The 15,885-nt window shown below is 45.1% G+C and carries 18 protein-coding genes and 1 other RNA gene; 7 read left to right on the top strand and 12 right to left on the bottom strand.

The window, feature by feature from the left end:
- Positions 1-36: 36 nt before the first annotated feature.
- Positions 37-1,132, bottom strand: a protein-coding gene (prfB, locus tag JHD45_RS17600) for a peptide chain release factor 2 (RefSeq protein WP_199477808.1) whose coding sequence is annotated in 2 segments (ribosomal slippage) — positions 37-1,059 and positions 1,061-1,132 — 1,095 coding nt in all. Because the reading frame shifts where the segments join, the coding sequence is not laid out codon by codon here.
- Positions 1,133-1,277: 145 nt separating this feature from the next.
- Between prfB and JHD45_RS17595 the strand changes: the two genes are divergently transcribed.
- The 3 genes from JHD45_RS17595 (at position 1,278) to JHD45_RS17585 (ending at position 2,498) form a co-directional block, all read left to right on the top strand.
- Positions 1,278-1,571, top strand: a complete 294-nt coding sequence (locus tag JHD45_RS17595) for a cell division protein ZapA (protein WP_199477807.1) — start codon at positions 1,278-1,280, stop codon at positions 1,569-1,571.
- Between the two features lie 124 nt (positions 1,572-1,695).
- A non-coding RNA gene (ssrS, locus tag JHD45_RS17590) (6S RNA) lies at positions 1,696-1,873 on the top strand.
- Between the two features lie 4 nt (positions 1,874-1,877).
- Positions 1,878-2,498: a 5-formyltetrahydrofolate cyclo-ligase gene (locus JHD45_RS17585; protein WP_199477806.1), complete on the top strand. Its 621-nt coding sequence runs from the start codon at positions 1,878-1,880 to the stop codon at positions 2,496-2,498.
- On the opposite strand, the gene traF is transcribed toward JHD45_RS17585, so the two are convergent.
- The 7 genes from traF to astE all read right to left on the bottom strand — a co-directional run bounded on the left by traF (position 2,495) and on the right by astE (position 9,691).
- On the bottom strand, positions 2,495-3,799 hold the full coding sequence (gene traF / locus JHD45_RS17580; protein ID WP_199477805.1) for a conjugal transfer protein TraF: 1,305 nt from the start codon (positions 3,797-3,799) through the stop codon (positions 2,495-2,497). The two genes, JHD45_RS17585 and traF, sit on opposite strands and share 4 nt — an antisense overlap.
- 297 nt (positions 3,800-4,096) lie before the next feature.
- Positions 4,097-4,888, bottom strand: a complete 792-nt coding sequence (kdsB, locus tag JHD45_RS17575) for a 3-deoxy-manno-octulosonate cytidylyltransferase (RefSeq protein ID WP_199477804.1) — start codon at positions 4,886-4,888, stop codon at positions 4,097-4,099.
- Positions 4,885-5,469, bottom strand: a complete 585-nt coding sequence (locus JHD45_RS17570; protein ID WP_199477803.1) for a KdsC family phosphatase — start codon at positions 5,467-5,469, stop codon at positions 4,885-4,887. The genes kdsB and JHD45_RS17570 overlap by 4 nt, the downstream gene beginning before the upstream one ends.
- A gap of 2 nt (positions 5,470-5,471) precedes the next feature.
- Positions 5,472-6,329: a 3-deoxy-8-phosphooctulonate synthase gene (gene kdsA / locus JHD45_RS17565; RefSeq protein ID WP_199477802.1), complete on the bottom strand. Its 858-nt coding sequence runs from the start codon at positions 6,327-6,329 to the stop codon at positions 5,472-5,474.
- An 80-nt stretch (positions 6,330-6,409) separates the two neighbouring features.
- Complete coding sequence (locus JHD45_RS17560; RefSeq protein WP_199477801.1) at positions 6,410-7,387, bottom strand: KpsF/GutQ family sugar-phosphate isomerase; 978 nt, start codon at positions 7,385-7,387, stop codon at positions 6,410-6,412.
- A 155-nt stretch (positions 7,388-7,542) separates the two neighbouring features.
- Positions 7,543-8,514 (bottom strand): zinc ABC transporter substrate-binding protein ZnuA, encoded by a 972-nt coding sequence (gene znuA / locus JHD45_RS17555; RefSeq protein ID WP_199477800.1) that lies wholly within the window; start codon positions 8,512-8,514, stop codon positions 7,543-7,545.
- A 121-nt stretch (positions 8,515-8,635) separates the two neighbouring features.
- Entirely contained in the window at positions 8,636-9,691 is a 1,056-nt protein-coding gene (gene astE / locus JHD45_RS17550) for a succinylglutamate desuccinylase (protein WP_199477799.1), read from the bottom strand.
- Positions 9,692-9,955: 264 nt separating this feature from the next.
- On the opposite strand from astE, the gene JHD45_RS17545 reads away from it, so the two are divergent.
- The 3 genes from JHD45_RS17545 (at position 9,956) to hemE (ending at position 12,526) form a co-directional block, all read left to right on the top strand.
- Positions 9,956-10,492 carry an NUDIX hydrolase gene (locus JHD45_RS17545; protein ID WP_199477798.1) on the top strand — a complete coding sequence of 179 codons (537 nt, stop codon included), beginning with the start codon at positions 9,956-9,958 and terminating at the stop codon, positions 10,490-10,492.
- Positions 10,449-11,294, top strand: coding sequence for a DUF2927 domain-containing protein (locus JHD45_RS17540; protein WP_199477797.1), 846 nt, complete (start codon positions 10,449-10,451; stop codon positions 11,292-11,294). Before JHD45_RS17545 ends, JHD45_RS17540 begins: the two co-directional genes overlap by 44 nt.
- 128 nt (positions 11,295-11,422) lie before the next feature.
- Positions 11,423-12,526: a uroporphyrinogen decarboxylase gene (hemE, locus tag JHD45_RS17535; RefSeq protein WP_199477796.1), complete on the top strand. Its 1,104-nt coding sequence runs from the start codon at positions 11,423-11,425 to the stop codon at positions 12,524-12,526.
- A 128-nt stretch (positions 12,527-12,654) separates the two neighbouring features.
- Here hemE and JHD45_RS17530 read toward each other — a convergent pair whose 3' ends face one another.
- On the bottom strand, positions 12,655-13,026 hold the full coding sequence (locus JHD45_RS17530; RefSeq protein WP_199477795.1) for a hypothetical protein: 372 nt from the start codon (positions 13,024-13,026) through the stop codon (positions 12,655-12,657).
- A gap of 122 nt (positions 13,027-13,148) precedes the next feature.
- Between JHD45_RS17530 and JHD45_RS17525 the strand changes: the two genes are divergently transcribed.
- The gene (locus JHD45_RS17525) at positions 13,149-13,487 is read left to right on the top strand and encodes a P-II family nitrogen regulator (RefSeq protein ID WP_067016747.1); all 339 of its coding nucleotides are present in this window, start codon (positions 13,149-13,151) and stop codon (positions 13,485-13,487) included.
- A gap of 130 nt (positions 13,488-13,617) precedes the next feature.
- Here the strand turns inward: JHD45_RS17525 and JHD45_RS17520 are convergent, their stop codons facing one another.
- The 3 genes from JHD45_RS17520 to JHD45_RS17510 all read right to left on the bottom strand — a co-directional run bounded on the left by JHD45_RS17520 (position 13,618) and on the right by JHD45_RS17510 (position 15,869).
- Positions 13,618-14,328, bottom strand: a complete 711-nt coding sequence (locus JHD45_RS17520) for an ABC transporter permease (RefSeq protein WP_199477794.1) — start codon at positions 14,326-14,328, stop codon at positions 13,618-13,620.
- 3 nt (positions 14,329-14,331) lie between these two features.
- Complete coding sequence (locus tag JHD45_RS17515; RefSeq protein ID WP_199477793.1) at positions 14,332-15,021, bottom strand: ABC transporter permease; 690 nt, start codon at positions 15,019-15,021, stop codon at positions 14,332-14,334.
- Between the two features lie 89 nt (positions 15,022-15,110).
- A complete protein-coding gene (locus JHD45_RS17510) occupies positions 15,111-15,869 on the bottom strand; it encodes a transporter substrate-binding domain-containing protein (RefSeq protein ID WP_199477792.1) in 759 nt (252 codons plus the stop codon).
- Between the last annotated feature and the right edge of the window lie 16 nt (positions 15,870-15,885).

Genomic DNA, 15,885 nt, shown 5'->3' with positions numbered 1-15,885 from the left:
CTCTTTATAAATGTTTAAAAATAAGTACTGGGCGCTTTATAGGCCTTGTTTTAAGCTTGCAACGATAAATTGATCTAGATTGCCATCTAGAACGGCACCTGTATTAGAGGTTTCCACCCCGGTACGCAAATCCTTAATACGTGACGCATCCAGTACATAAGAACGAATCTGACTGCCCCAGCCGATATCAGACTTACTGTCTTCTAGTGCTTGCGCCGCTTCGCTTCGCTTCATCATTTCCAACTCGTACAACTTCGCGCGCAATTGTTTCATCGCGAAGTCACGGTTAGCGTGCTGCGAACGTTGGTTTTGACACTGTACAACAATCCCCGTTGGCACGTGGGTAATACGCACCGCAGAATCAGTGGTGTTAACGTGCTGTCCACCCGCACCGGATGAACGGTAGGTATCGGTACGCAAGTCGGCTGGATTGATATCGATATCTACGTTATCGTCAATTTCAGGAGAGACGAACACAGACGCAAACGACGTATGGCGACGGTTACCCGAGTCAAACGGTGATTTACGCACCAGACGATGCACCCCCGTTTCTGTTCGCAACCAGCCAAAGGCGTATTCGCCTTCAAAACGAATTGTCGCGGATTTAATACCCGCCACATCGCCAGCGGAGACCTCCATTAACTCGACTTTGAAGCCTTTATCTTCGCCCCAGCGAAGGTACATACGCAACAGCATATTTGCCCAATCTTGGGCCTCTGTACCGCCAGAACCAGCTTGAATGTCCAAAAAGGCACTGCTTTCATCCATTTCTTTGGAGAACATGCGGCGAAATTCCAACTTAGCCAGTAAAGTTTCTAACTCAGCCAGTTCTGATTGCACCGCGTCAACAGACTCGCTGTCGTCTTCTTCCACGGCGAGATCCAGAAGTTCTTTGGAATCGGCGATGCCACTTTCCATGTTATCAATGGTTTCCACCACGACTTCAAGGGCAGCACGCTCTTTACCGAGCTTTTGGGCATAATCTGGATCGTTCCAAACATTTGGATCTTCCAGTTCGCGGTTTACTTCTTCTAGTCGTTCTTTCTTTGACTCGTAGTCAAAGATACCCCCGAAGGGTTAAAGTACGTGCAGAAAGGTCTTTTATCTTAGAAAGTATTGGGTTGATTTCCATATTTGCGTCAATTTGCTATAAACAGAGTGGATAAATGTGATTCGCAATTGTAACGAATTTAACCGCAGCATAAAATGCCATTCGCTACCCAATGATGGAAAAACAGACCATTTTATGGTGGGCCTTGCTATCAAATGGAGTCAATATGGATAAACCAACGGTTTCAGTCAATATACTTGGGCAAACTTACAAAATAAATTGCCCAAAAGGACACGAAGCGGATCTGAAAGAAGCCGCTGAGTATCTCAATATGCAAATGCGCGAAATCAAAGCCAGCGGAAAAATCATTGGCCTTGAAAAAATTGCGGTGCTTGCTGCATTGAATATTACTCACGACATGCTTTCGGGCCGAAAATACGCACGCTCTAATGAGCAGCAGCTGCGAGAACTGACATCACAGCTTGATGCTGCGCTCACGCATCAAACGAAAGTAGGTTAAAGCGGCTTACTCTTTAATCAACTTTGCTTCATGCAAGAGCGAGAACACGAATTTTCCTCATACAGCCGAGGCAACAAGTGTGAGCATGGGATGATTTTCCTCATCGCTTACTCTATACTGCACTTGTTTCCTGGGTTGTTCGAGGCGGCTTAACGCCCTTGAGCCTATGAGTAATACCCCGGACGGAGACTGTGGGTTCGGTGAGCATGTCCGTGCGTCGGAAAGCCTAAAGAGCCTCAGATCCATCCACCTTGAACCACTGGGTTCAAGGCCAATAGTCGAAACGGCAACTTGGGAAACTCTTTTATGCCTTCAGCAGTAGATTTTAGACAAACGTTACGTCGTCAACTTCGTCAAGCACGAAGACATTTAAGCGCAACTGATCAGTCACTGGCCGCCGAGGCTCTAGTGGATGCTTATCAGGCGCTTTCTTCTGTTCTTAACATCAGCGGTGACAAACGCATTGCTTTGTACTTGACCAATGATGGTGAAATTTCCCCCCATTTATTATGCGAACATCTGTGGTCACTCGGTCATAACATTTACTTGCCCGTTGTCAAAGAGCAATCTCTGGATTTCGCTCACTATACCCAGCAACATATAGATGATGATACCCTGTGGCGTGAAAACCGTTTTGGCATTAAAGAGCCTGTTGACGTTTCTCCAAAATCTGGCTTTGAAATGGATTTAGTGTTTTTACCTTTGGTTGGCTTTGATGACCAAGGAGGTCGACTGGGTATGGGCGGTGGGTTTTACGATCGCACATTCGCCAATAAGTCAAAACAAGCGAAGCCCGTGTTAATAGGCCTCGCTCATGATTGTCAGCAAGTGGCGAGCTTGCCAATGGAAAGCTGGGATATTCCACTCGACGCCATCATGACTCCCACTCAATTAATTAGCATTACTAACCAGACACAGACAGATTAAAACGCCATATCGTAACCAATAGAAAAATAGGCACTTCGTGGTATGGAGTGCCCATTATATTCGGTTGTCCCCGTTGAAACAGCAACATCTAAATTTAAACGGCGAAAAAAGGTCAGGCCCCCTGTCACGTATTTTAATTGACTACCCGCGAGGTTCTCTCGATAACCCACTCGAAAACCTGGTGCGATCAGGTTATCGCTAAAGAAAGATAAAGACGCGACCGCCCAGCGATACTTATCGCCAACAGGATCTTTCACACTGTTTAAATCGTATGATCCTGCCAGTATCCACTGGCGATTTCGTGAGGTGATGGCACCATCAATAGTACTTTGTGTCTTCATTTGATAGGTTTCAGACAAATCCAACTTACCCTTTCCTGCAAACAACACAGCAGCATTACAACTCGTTAATGCCGAACCAGATAAATTGGCGCAGTCTCCAAGATCAGCATAATCAAATTTTGGTTGATTAATATTAGCAATAGTCGCCCCCAACTGATAATGGTCACTCACCCAGATAGCACCAACATCAATCCCCACATTGGAACTCGCATGTTGATCACTAAACAGAGAATCGGTAAATACTTTACTGGCATCGTCATTTTCATCAGTTAAAACAACTAATGAGCGACCTAAAGAAATTCTGTGTAGATTGGCTTTTACACCACCAATCAATTCACCGTAATTCGTTCTCAGTACACTCTGGCTGTAACCCAAACCCAGTCTTAAATCCGTTGCTTTTTTGACATAAAACGAAGTGTCTGATTTGACCTTGTAAGTAGAGCCCGTTTGTTCAGCAACAATATCATCGGCTAACACATTTGCCCTGCCCAAAAAGGAGGCGCTGGCATCGACTATAAACGCACCACGGGTATTGGTTTTATAAATAAAGGGCATAAAAGGGATTTGGCTACTGCCCGCTACTTTTATGTAGGTTGTATTTGCCACGTCACTGACAATAGAGTTTGCTTTGGCTATTGCTGCATCAACCTCAGCTTGTGATTGATAGTCCGTGCGATTTAACAGGCTCTCTAAGTCGTCGACTTTATCCGTCAAATTCCCGACTTTCCCCAGCTCGTAGGAGAGACCAACCGGACCAAGCAATCCCAAACGCACATTTTGCCCAGAGGACACACTGCCCATCAGATAAGGCGCAGCAGGATTTGATAACGACGTCGACAACGCACGAGGGTTGATCACCCCGCTCAAAGTATAACTCGACCCTACAGGTAAATAGACAGGCATAGCCGCTAATGTTAGCGAGCTAAACAAGGCCCCAAACATACTGATGTAAATTTTCATAGACCAACTCTTCTCAGACTAAATTCAAACAGACATGACAACAAGCAAAAAACAGCCTATCCCACTCTAAATATATACAATTTATTGACAATATAAGAGTTATTAGCTGGTTTTCTATTAAATTTGTAAATAATACGTATTTATTAGTCATCGACACAAAACAGGGATGACTTTAGTAAGAAAATAAAAAAAGCCATCTAATGCATAGATAGCTTTCAAGGTGTCAATAAAATAGAGAGAACGAGTTCGTTACTTTCTAGAGGGAGACCTTTTAGAAAGTACGAATATAAGAGAAAGTCACTTAGAGGAGGCAATATGCTTACGCAACGCATTAAGATCATCTTGCGTATCCACACCATGGGGCGGTAAGCCAGACGCTTGTGCCACTTGTACCTTGATCCCTTGATGAAGAAAACGCAGTTGTTCAAGCTTTTCCCATTTTTCCAAAGGCGACATAGGTAAGGTAGCGTACTTTGCCAATAAGCTGGCACGATACACATACAAGCCAATATGACGCATAGCAGGAAAGTCTTCCGCTAACGAACTTTCATTAGTAGCGTTATCCATAAAACCATTACGATCCCATGGCATGGGCGCGCGGCTAAAATACAAGGCTCGGCCTTGCTCATCACACACAACCTTTACCACATTGGGGTTGAAGAAGTCTTCCGCATCATGAATTTTACACGCGATGGTGGCCATTTCAGACGCTGTGTCTTGTGCTAACGCAGCAACAGTCGAATGAATCAGCCCAACGGGTAATAGGGGCTCATCCCCTTGCACATTTACGATGATTTCATCTTGCTGCCAGCCCATTTTTTCCGCCACTTCCGCAAGACGTTCGGTACCATTTTCATGGTCATCCCGCGTCATCACAACAGGCGCGCCAAAGGACTGAGCCGCTTGATAAATCACCTCATGATCGGTGGCGATGGTGACGGTTTTTGCGCCAGCCTTAAGAGCCAGTTCATATCCCCATTGCAAAACGGGCTTACCCCCTAAATCCGCCATTAACTTCTTAGGAAACCGCTGAGACGCGTAACGGGCAGGAATAACAATGTGGAATTCAGGTAACTCAACGTGACTCATTTTTTCTCAAACTCCGGTTGTTGCGCCCATTCATAGGCACTTTCTAACGACATTCGCGTAGCCAAAATCACGTCTGCTACTTCTCGCGCTACACCTTGACCAGCCGCTTTTGTCAGTACAAAGTGGCTATAGCGCTGAACAAGCACATGCGCATCCGCCGGACAAAACGCTACTCCCACGTTGGGCATGACTTGCAGATCGATCACATCATCCCCCACATAAGCCGCTTGCTCCGGTAACACACCAAGAGCTGAGGCAATCTCATCAAACGCCTCCGCCTTATTATGACAACCGGGGTAAAAGTGCGTCACACCAAGGTCGCTCATCCGCTTACGTAGGGGAGCTGAATCTTTCGCGGTAATCACCGCCACATAGATACCCCACTTAGGCAACAGCTTCATGGCCACGCCATCTTTGACATTAAAGCGCTTTACCTGCTCTCCAGCGTCTGCGTACCATAAGCCGCCATCGGTTAGGACCCCGTCCACATCAAACACAACCAACTTCAGCCCTTGCAGCATACTCACAAGGGACTTGGCGTCCTGCAACGATGGATAACCTGCGAGAAAGTTCTCATCCATGATTAAGCGCTCGTATCCAACGTTTCAAAGGTTTTCACCAGCTCATCAAGCTGCTTCATTTGTTTTAAGAAGGGAGCCAATTTACCTAATGGCAAAGCGCAAGGGCCGTCGCATTTTGCCTGATCTGGCGTAGGGTGAGTTTCTAGAAATAAGCTTGAAAGACCAAGCGACATCCCCGCACGGGCCAGCTCGGTTACTTGAGCACGGCGCCCATCAGCAGAGTCTTCACGACCACCAGGGCGCTGCAAAGCATGGGTCACATCGAACATCACAGGGTATTCGAATTTTTTCATCTCCCCAAAGCCCAACATATCCACAACTAGGTTGTTGTAACCCATCATAGTACCGCGTTCGCACAACATTAAATGACTGTTGCCCGCCTCTTCACATTTTTTCAGAATGTGCTTCATTTCATGAGGCGCCAGAAATTGCGCTTTCTTGATATTAATCACCGCGCCTGTTTGCGCCATGGCAACCACAAGATCTGTTTGACGAGATAAGAAAGCGGGCAGTTGAATGACATCTGCTACTTCCGCGACAGGTGCGCACTGGAAGGTCTCATGCACATCGGTAATCACAGGCACACCAAAGGTTTCTTTGATTTCTTGCAGAATTTTTAACCCTTCTTCCATACCTGGGCCACGGAAGGAATTGATGGAAGAACGGTTTGCCTTATCAAACGAGCCCTTGAACACATAAGGAATGCCCAAGGCCTCCGTCACCTTGACATGCTCTTCCGCAACACGCATGGCCATATCACGAGATTCCAGTACATTCATACCACTGAACAATACAAAAGGAAGATGGTTTGCGACTTCAATTTTGTCGCCGATTTTAACGATCTTGTTACCGTGAGACATAGTCATTTTCCTATAAATTCAATATGGACGTTCACATAAAACCGCTGCAAACACCAAACATTCATCAACAGCCACAAGGCTTATCGGTCGTAGATTTCCAGCAACCCCGTCAAATTGCCCTGATCATTGACAACCACCAGCAAGGTGATTTTGTCACGCAGCATTTGTTCTTCTGCTTGGACAATCATAACGTTCTCATTAATGGTTTTCGGTTTTGCAGTCATCAATTCAGACATCGGCTTATGTATCATCCCTTCACTTTCTTTGAGCATAGCACGACGTAAATCCCCATCGGTGAAGATACCGAGTAAATGGCCTTTGTCTTGAATAACCACCACCCCCATACGACCATGAGTCATCACCGGGATGGCTTCTTTTAACGTGGTCTCTGGCGCACAAACCGGCAAATTATCCTTGTGCATTAAGTCTTTTACACGAGTCAGTAATTTACGGCCTAAGCTGCCGCCTGGATGAAAACGTGCAAAATCTTGCGGCTGGAAGTTGCGACATTCCATCAAAGCCACCGCCAATGCATCCCCCATAGCGGTGGTCATGGTCGTCGACGTAGTAGGGGCAAGATTATTAGGGCAGGTTTCTCTGTCTACGGAAATATCCAGTACACAGTCACAATGTTTTGCCAACGTTGAGTCGAGATTACCCACCATCGCAATACATGGGTTACCAAAGTCTTTTAGGGAAGGCAGCAAGCGTATCAGTTCCTCAGTCTCCCCTGAAAAACTAATCAAGAGTAAGACGTCTTGCGGCTGAATCATCCCTAAATCACCATGAAACGCTTCACTAGGATGAAGAAAAAAACTTGGGGTTCCGGTAGAAGCCAGAGTGGCCGCAATTTTTTTACCAATGTGACCGGATTTTCCCATACCACAAATGATGGCGCGCCCTTCGCTCGCAAGAATCATGCGAACGGCTTTGGCAAACTCCTCGGTCACTTGATTGGCAAGGTTTTGCAAGGATTGAGCTTGAGTCGATAAAGTGTGTCGAGCACTCTCGATGAGAGCGTCAGAGTGAATACTCTTAATAGAGGACGTATTGCTCATATGACTTCTCTGAATAATTAAGTGCATTGATTATACAGAGGTCAGAGTGAGTCGCCTACCATCGCAGACACTTTTCCCCAAGCACGGCGACAGCAGGCCAAGACGCCTAGAGCGATATCAAGAAATTCGTCTATTCATCACCCCCCAAGCACCTTTTATTTAAGGCAACTTGAAAACTGATGACTCAGCGATTTTAAGAAATCAAAATAGGCATTTGGGCTTAATTTAATATCTGAACCCAGCGGATCCAACACTGCCGTATTAACCTTAGTACCACTTAGCAAGGTCTTCACAATAGCGGGGCTAAATTGTGGCTCACTGAACACACATTTCACCTTATGCTCGGTGATTTCTTCACGCAACTCCGCCACTTTTTTCGCGCTAGGCTGACGTTCAGGGCTAACCGTAATGGCGCCGGCATGATTCAATCCATAATGATGTTCAAAATACCCATAGCCATCGTGGAAAACGATGTAAGGCACGCCATGAACGGCTTGCATGGCTTTTTTAATTTGCGCATCCGTCGCCGCTAGCTTGGTTTCAAAGGCCTGTAAATTAGCCTGATAGTAACTGGCATTAGTGGCATCCAACTTAGACAAACGTTTTGTCACAGCTTCTGCTAACACTTTGGCATTATTGGGCGACATCCAGACATGAGGATTCACCCCTTCATGATGATGGCCTTCATCGTGGTGGTGCTCCCCGTGGTCTTCATCATGATGATCGTCCTCATGGTGATCAACCTCTTCCATATGTTCATGATCTTCTTCGTCACCATGATCATGGTCTTTGGCAAAGTTCTCAAGCGTCATACCATTCAAGGTTAACCATTCAATGGAAGATTTTTCTTTACCTACATTTTCCAACGGTTTTTCCAGAAAACGTTCTAGAGACTCACCGACCCAAACCACCACATCCGCTTGACCTATTTTACGTAAATCAGAGGGGCGCATGGCAAAATCATGGGGGGAGGCGGTACTAGAGACAATTTGTTCAATATTCGCACGATCCCCTGCAATGGCTGCCACCACCATGGACACAGGCTTAATACTGGTCACGACCGTTGGTTTCGCCAACACCATAGGCGATAACATCGATACACTAAGCGCCATCAATAGCTTATTCATCACTTACCTCAGTCCTACTAGATATAAATTACGTTATAACGTAACAATATAGTAAAGAATGGTGATTTTCAAGTCACATCCCTGTGCTATAACCTATTCCATCAAAATGACAAAAATAGTATTAGGAGGTTAATTCAAACGCTAAAGAATTAATAGCAATGGGACGCACAACCAAGCCAGCTCTCTGGCCAATCGGCACCCCGGCATTAGGAAACACAATGGCATCACCTGTTTTCGCAATACGATAGCCACCAGCTGAAGAAGTCGCCAACTCATAGCCTTCATCAAAATCAGTGAAGTTTTCCTCATCTTCTGCAATGGTCAGCTGATAATCATCAGCATTTTTTACCAAAGCGTCTTGAACGGCAAAGACCTGAATCGACGATAAATCCCCCTGTGCTAACGTCGCGTTTTCTAGCAGGATGATTAGCGCCTTTTGTATTTGTGTAAAACTCGACAAGTCATTTTCACCAAAGGGATGCACTTTACCTAACTCAATCGTAAAGCTATTGGCACGGTGGGCGGCATAGGAATAATAAGAAAAGGTGGTGGTTGGCTGGTGCGACAAAAGGACCGCTTCAATCCCTGAGGCAACTAAGAATCCAAACTGAGCATGCTGATAGACGGGCTCTTCTAGAAAGGGATGCACTGCAAATTTTTCGTATTTAGAGCCACGGATGGCGGTGTGTAGATCGTAATGTAATCGTAATGTGCCATGAGAGTCTTGCCCATAAAAATCGCTCACGGCCTTTTCTAGTTGCTCTGCCCGGCGGGCTTCATTAAGTCCAAGCCCGGCTCCTTCATTCGTTAAATATGGTTGCCAAGCACCATTAAACAAACGGTTTAAATTCACTTCACAAAAGCGGGTAGCTTGATTAGCAGACACCGGATTACCAATCACCACCAATAGACGTATTGCTAAAGACAAATTACCCAACAAAATGTCTTTTACCAGTTGATTTACCAACTCTATCGGCCCCGTTTCATTGCCATGAATCCCTACTGACAAAACTAAGCTCACTGGATCATGAGATAACCGAGTAGACATCGGTTCAAAACGAAAAATCCCTGTATCCACAACAAACCCAACTCCTCCAGGAAAAGTAAATTCAAACGGATCGAGATGCGTTGGATTAGACAGCGTCAGGGCTAAAATATCGTTATCAGAAATCTGCACAGTATCATGTCCCATAATGATTAAAGGTTTCTAAGCACAATGCTTACATCGCTATGATAAGGCTTTCTTAATTCATGACTCAACCATTACAAGATCTGTACTGAGTCTTTCTCTCAAAAAGACACGTCTTTTTCCAACTTGAGATGATTATCCCGTTTCATTCCAGTACTTTTCCTGCAAATGCTTTTCTTTCACGTCAAATGCCGATACCCTTTAACAGGTGTGCTTTTTAATAGCCAATTCACTTTATTACCTGAGAGCCTTATGTCTGCCACCGATGAAATCATTACACTTGTTGATAAAAACAACACGGTTATTGGCGAAGTTGCGCGCCGTTTAATGAAATTTGGTGAAGATTACCACCGTGTTACCTATATCCTTGTTTTTAATACCAAGGGCAATTTACTCATTCAAAAACGCACAGATAATAAGGCCTTTTGCCCCGGTTTTTATGGTGTCGCAACAGGTGGAGTGGTCGAAACAGGGGAATCCTATATCGAGTCCGCTCATCGCGAACTAAAAGAAGAAATGGGCTTTGACGCTGACCTTACCTCCCATGGCATTTTTTACACGGAAGGCACAGGCTTCAAAATTTGGGGGAAAATTTACAGCTGTTGCTACGATGAAAGTATTCACGGTCCGCTGGTATTACAAGCCAAAGAAGTGGCTTCCGTGCACGAAATGAGTGTCGATGAGGTATTGAACAATCATAAGCAATTGCCCTTTACACCGGATTCATTGGACGCTTTATATCATTATGCCAATCAACTCACCGCCCCATCGTCGAGTGATCCAGAATAAATCCTTCCTAGGAAAAACACTCATTAAAAATGCCTATTTGAGTGTTTTCTTAACTTTTTTTGGCCTGCCCGCCGTCGCTCAAGAACGCTGGCAAAATGACGCCTACATAACGCAGAGCTTTATCAAGATCGCCCTTGAGCGAGAATATAAGGAAACCAAACACCCTAAATTGGTGCGTTGGGAAAAACCGATTTCTGTTTATTTTGAAAGCGACACTGGCGATGCAAAGCTACAGCTTGACCTACTCACGGTTCAAATGCGCCACCTTGCCTATATTTCAGGAATGCACATCTATTTTACCAAGCAAGCAAAGGGAGCGGGCATCCTTGTCATTTTTACTCGATACAAAAACATTGAAGACAAAGTCCGCCAATACATTGGTGATCCAGATAAAATACGCAAAGCGCTTAACGAAGCTGTCTGCTTAGGTAATTTTCGCATCAATCAACGCCATGAAATCACCAGCGGCATCATTATTATTCCCGTGGATTATGCCCGCGAGAAAGCACGCTTATTAGACTGCGTCGTCGAAGAAATTACTCAACTACTTGGTCTACCAAACGATTCCGATGAGGTTTTCCCCTCGGTCTTTAACGATCACAGTATCGATACCTATCTCAGTCCATTAGATTACATTCTGCTAAAAGCCCTTTATTCCCCTCATCTAAAACCTGGCATGACGGTAAAACAAGTCAAAGCCGTGTTTCCTAGCGTACTCAAAGACTTACATCAATCAGGTGATATTCAACACGCTTTACAGCGAGTACAAATCCACAGTTTGAGACGTTATGTAGGCGACTAATGCATGCGATAAATCAATGCAATTAGTCTTTATCCGACTATTTGGCATAAATTAGGTTTATTGAATCTGCTTTTCTAAATCAACTTAGGTAAAATGATACAACTTACAATTTCCAGTGGAGAGTCTGAATGTTTCCTGAGCTTAAAAATGATCGCTTTTTACGCGCCCTACTCAAACAGCCGGTCGATACCACCCCCGTCTGGATGATGCGCCAAGCTGGCCGCTATCTCCCAGAATACCGTGCAAGCAGGGCCACAGCAGGCGACTTTTTAAGTCTATGCAAAAATGACGCTTTTGCCTGTGAAGTGACATTACAGCCTTTGGAGCGCTATGATCTAGACGCCGCGATTTTGTTTTCAGACATTTTAACCATTCCTGATGCCATGGGGTTAGGGCTATATTTTGAAACAGGTGAAGGCCCAAAATTCAAGCATACCATTCGCTCTCAAGCGGACATGGAAGCGCTTCCCGTTACTTCAGCGGATGACCTAGATTACGTCATGAAAGCCGTCTCCACCATTCGTCACGCTTTAAATGGCCATGTGCCGCTGATTGGCTTTTCTGGGAGCCCATGGACACTGGCAACCTATATGGTAGAAGGAGGCTCCAGCAAAGATTTTCGCCATATCAAAGGCATGATGTACCAAAACCCAGAGGTACTGCATGGCTTGCTGGACAAACTTGCCCAATCCGTGACCGCTTATTTGAATGGCCAGATCAAAGCGGGTGCACAAGCAGTACAAATTTTTGATACTTGGGGCGGCGCGCTAAGTGGCCCGATGTACCAACAGTTTTCTTTGCTTTACATGAAACAGATCTTAGACGGCTTGATTCGTGAACACGAAGGCAGACGTATTCCAGTGATCATGTTCACTAAAAATGGCGGACAATGGTTAGAAAACATGGCGGCAACCGGACCCGATGCGTTAGGCTTGGACTGGACAACCGATATCGCCGAAGCCCGTGCACGAGTGGGCGACAAAGTGGCGCTGCAAGGCAATATTGACCCTTGCGTTTTATACGCCGATAAAGATGTCATTGAACGGGAAGTGGAATTGGTATTATCTGGCTATGGTCACGGCACAGGCCATGTCTTTAACCTTGGCCATGGTATCCATCAATTTGTTCACCCAGATCATCCTAAGTATCTGATTGATGCGGTCCACGAATTAGGCAGAAAATATCACGAGCCGCTGTCTGAAGATTTGGATGCTCTGAATAATTTGGACTAACTTAGGCATTCTAACAAGTTAACGCCACCTATAAAAAAATAGCCATCCTATTGAGCAACACGATGGCTATTTTATCTTATTGCTTTTCACTCAATTTCCCCTCGATCCACCCACTTACCCTTGTCCAATCAGGCGGCAAGCAGATCCAATAAGCGACGCGCGCACAGATCATCAACCTTATGCTTTTGCTCACTCCATTTACCATTACGTTTACGTACAACACAGTGAAACGACTCATTCACATAACAGCAGACATGATCACAACCATTTTGATCCAGCCAAGATAAACGCCCTAAAGACTGATCATGGTCTACCGCTAGAACAACAAAACGCAACTGCAATGGACACTTACCCTGCTGCAAAAAAAGCGTAGCGAGATTTTGCGGTGTCGCGTGCTGGGACAATCGCACATTCGCTCGCTCATAAAGAACAGAGCGAATGTGCTTGATAAAGCCATCTATCCCCCTCTCAAACGCCATAACGCCCTCTAATTCATGCATACCTCTCCCCTCTGATTCCAACTCCGCAAAATTAATATAGCGCATAATTCACGTGCAAGTGGCGACTTTTACAAGAGAGTGTTACTTTTAGCGTATAGAACCCGTTTTGTATGGAGAGAAAAATGAAGTTAATTACAGCGATTATTAAACCCTTCAAGTTAGATGAAGTACGTGAGGCCCTGTCTGAGATTGGCATTAGCGGTATAACGGTGACAGAAGTAAAAGGGTTTGGCCGCCAAAGAGGTCATACAGAACTATACCGTGGCGCAGAATACGTCGTCGACTTTCTACCAAAGGTGAAATTGGAATTGGCCGTTGATGACGGTGAGTTAGACAAAGCCATTGAAGCCATTAAAAACAGCGCCAACTCCGGTAAGATTGGGGATGGTAAAATATTTGTGTCTGAGCTTGAGCAAGTCATTCGAATCCGCACGGGCGAAACCGGCGCAGATGCCATTTAATACAAACTTTTGCTGGTAGCATCCTTTCGCAACAGCGCCTTATTTAGGCGTTGTTTGTAGACTGTTGACGTTAAAAAAGAGGCCATATAAAGCCTCTTTTTATATTTTAAAACATCCTCCCCGTTGTATGTTAACCTTTATCTGGCACCTTAATCGACACCGTTCCAAGGTAACGGTTTTGACGTTTCTCTACCTGACGGAAGATGGCAATAATCACCATACTGATAACCAAATAAATCCCCCCCGCAGCGAGAAATATCTCAATCGGCGTATAAGTTCGAGCAATAATGGTTCTCGCCATCCCCGTTAAATCCAGTATCGTAATGGTACTCGCTAAGGCACTGCCTTTGAGCATTAAGATAATTTCATTACCATAAGCAGGCAAAACGATCCCAAATGCACGCGGCAATAGGACACGACGATACATCTGAGCCTTTGTCATCCCAACCACTTTACACGCTTCCACTTCTCCTTCAGGAATCGCTTGAATTGCGCCACGAAAGATTTCAGCGGTATACGCCGATGTATTCAAGGTAAAAGCGATAATGGCACACCAGTAAGGCTCACGAAGTATTGGCCATAAAATACTCTCACGAACCACATCGAATTGTGAAGCACCGTAGTAGACCAAAAAAATCTGTACCAACAGCGGTGTACCGCGAAAAAAGAAGATATAAGCGTAAGGGAACCCTTTAATCCACCAATTTTGAGAAATACGTGCCAGCGCGATCGGTAAGGCGACCAGCGCCCCCAACACAACAGACAATGCAACCAACTGCACACTGACCCAAGCACCTTCCAATAAACGAGGGAAATACTCGACTACCACAGAAAAATCCATCGTTTATCCTCTTCTCATGCCGCGACTCGCGCGTTTTTCTAACCATGTAACAACCACCATTGAAATAATGGTCAGTAGCAGATACATGACCGCTGCTGTGGCGTAAAACAAAAAAGGCTGCTTAGTACTGCTCACGGCAATATTGGCCTTCCGCATGATGTCATCCAAGCCAACAATCGATACCAGTGCCGTATCCTTTAACAAAACCAAAAACAAATTACCCAACCCAGGTAACGCAACGCGCCATACTTGCGGCAAGATAATTCGCTGGAACTTTCTAAACGCACCCATACCTAGCGCCGTCGCAGCTTCGTGCTGACCTTTGGGAATCGACTGCAGAGCACCACGAAAGACTTCAGTGGCATAAGCCCCAAAGGTTAAACCTAAAGCGGTCACACCCGCCGCAAAGGGGCCAACTTCAATATAGTCGTCGTAACCAAACTGGCTAGCGATAGCCATCAAAACAATGGTTGCCCCAAAGTAAATAATCAATACGGTGAGTAACTCTGGAATACCACGGACAATGGTGGTGTAAATGGTTGCAAGCCAACGTAATGGCGCAATGGATGACAGCTTGGCCGCTGCCCCTAACAAGCCCAAAACAAGGCCTACAGCCAAAGAAGCCATTGCCAGCTCCACGGTTATCAATGCACCTTGTAAAAGCTGATCACCGAATCCATGAAGATCAATCATATAAACATCTCAGAATAAGCTAGAAAATTAAAAACCTTTGGTGAAAACCACCAAAGGTTTTTTATCATCGCTATCTAGTTAGCTAACGCTTAGTAGATAGAGAACGGGAAGTACTTAGCATTGATTTTCTGGTAAGTACCGTTTTCGCGAATGTCTTTAATCGCTTTATTAAGCTGATCTTTCAACTTGGTATCACCTTTGCGAACCGCAATGCCGATCTGATCGGTTTTCAAGAAGGCTTTACCTTTAAATTCAAACTTACCGCCTTTTCCTGATGTTTTCAGCCAGTTGTAAGTAGGCAATTCATCAGACAATACGATGTCTAAACGACCGGACTCAAGGTCTAGATACACATTATCTTGGTTGTCGTATAGCTTAATATTAGCGGTTTTACCGTAATGATCTTCGAGGTACTGAGCCGCTACAGTCGCTCGCTGTGCACCGATGGTTTTGCCCGATAGATTCTTAAGATCAAAGTTCTTACCAACTAACCCCATAAAACGCACACCACCAGAGTAATATTTATTCGTGAAAGCCACGACTTTCTCACGCTCTGGTGTAATCGACATGGAAGCAATGATGGCATCGTACTTATGGACTTTAAGGCCAGGAATCAAACCGTCCCAATCCTGAGTCACGATTACACATTTCGCTTTCAGGTCATTACATAGCGCATGAGCGATATCGACATCAAAACCAACTGGTTTGCCAGTGTTATCCATATAATTAAACGGAGCGAATGCCCCTTCTGTGGCAAAGCGAATGGTTTCTTGCGCTTGAACCATAACAGAAGACAGCAAGGCGCCAGTCACTAGCGCAGAACCCAATACGATTTTTTTAAATGTCATAATATTCCCCTTTTAA

The sequence above is a fragment of the Marinomonas spartinae genome, from assembly GCF_016461715.1.
Taxonomy (GTDB): Bacteria; Pseudomonadota; Gammaproteobacteria; order Pseudomonadales; family Marinomonadaceae; genus Marinomonas; species Marinomonas spartinae_A.
Note: the sequence above shows the minus strand (reverse complement) of the source record. Positions and strands in the feature narration are given on the sequence as shown.

Coding starts and splice junctions, on each gene's coding strand:
- JHD45_RS17545 (WP_199477798.1), top strand. CDS start 9,956: ATGTCTGCCACCGATGAAATCATTACACTTGTTGATAAAAACAACACG.
- JHD45_RS17585 (WP_199477806.1), top strand. CDS start 1,878: ATGCCTTCAGCAGTAGATTTTAGACAAACGTTACGTCGTCAACTTCGT.
- JHD45_RS17595 (WP_199477807.1), top strand. CDS start 1,278: ATGGATAAACCAACGGTTTCAGTCAATATACTTGGGCAAACTTACAAA.
- JHD45_RS17515 (WP_199477793.1), bottom strand. CDS start 15,021: ATGATTGATCTTCATGGATTCGGTGATCAGCTTTTACAAGGTGCATTG.
- JHD45_RS17560 (WP_199477801.1), bottom strand. CDS start 7,387: ATGAGCAATACGTCCTCTATTAAGAGTATTCACTCTGACGCTCTCATC.
- JHD45_RS17510 (WP_199477792.1), bottom strand. CDS start 15,869: ATGACATTTAAAAAAATCGTATTGGGTTCTGCGCTAGTGACTGGCGCC.
- hemE (WP_199477796.1), top strand. CDS start 11,423: ATGTTTCCTGAGCTTAAAAATGATCGCTTTTTACGCGCCCTACTCAAA.
- JHD45_RS17520 (WP_199477794.1), bottom strand. CDS start 14,328: ATGGATTTTTCTGTGGTAGTCGAGTATTTCCCTCGTTTATTGGAAGGT.
- JHD45_RS17540 (WP_199477797.1), top strand. CDS start 10,449: ATGCCAATCAACTCACCGCCCCATCGTCGAGTGATCCAGAATAAATCC.
- traF (WP_199477805.1), bottom strand. CDS start 3,799: ATGAAAATTTACATCAGTATGTTTGGGGCCTTGTTTAGCTCGCTAACA.
- JHD45_RS17530 (WP_199477795.1), bottom strand. CDS start 13,026: ATGCATGAATTAGAGGGCGTTATGGCGTTTGAGAGGGGGATAGATGGC.
- znuA (WP_199477800.1), bottom strand. CDS start 8,514: ATGAATAAGCTATTGATGGCGCTTAGTGTATCGATGTTATCGCCTATG.
- kdsB (WP_199477804.1), bottom strand. CDS start 4,888: ATGAGTCACGTTGAGTTACCTGAATTCCACATTGTTATTCCTGCCCGT.
- kdsA (WP_199477802.1), bottom strand. CDS start 6,329: ATGTCTCACGGTAACAAGATCGTTAAAATCGGCGACAAAATTGAAGTC.
- JHD45_RS17525 (WP_067016747.1), top strand. CDS start 13,149: ATGAAGTTAATTACAGCGATTATTAAACCCTTCAAGTTAGATGAAGTA.
- JHD45_RS17570 (WP_199477803.1), bottom strand. CDS start 5,469: ATGGATGAGAACTTTCTCGCAGGTTATCCATCGTTGCAGGACGCCAAG.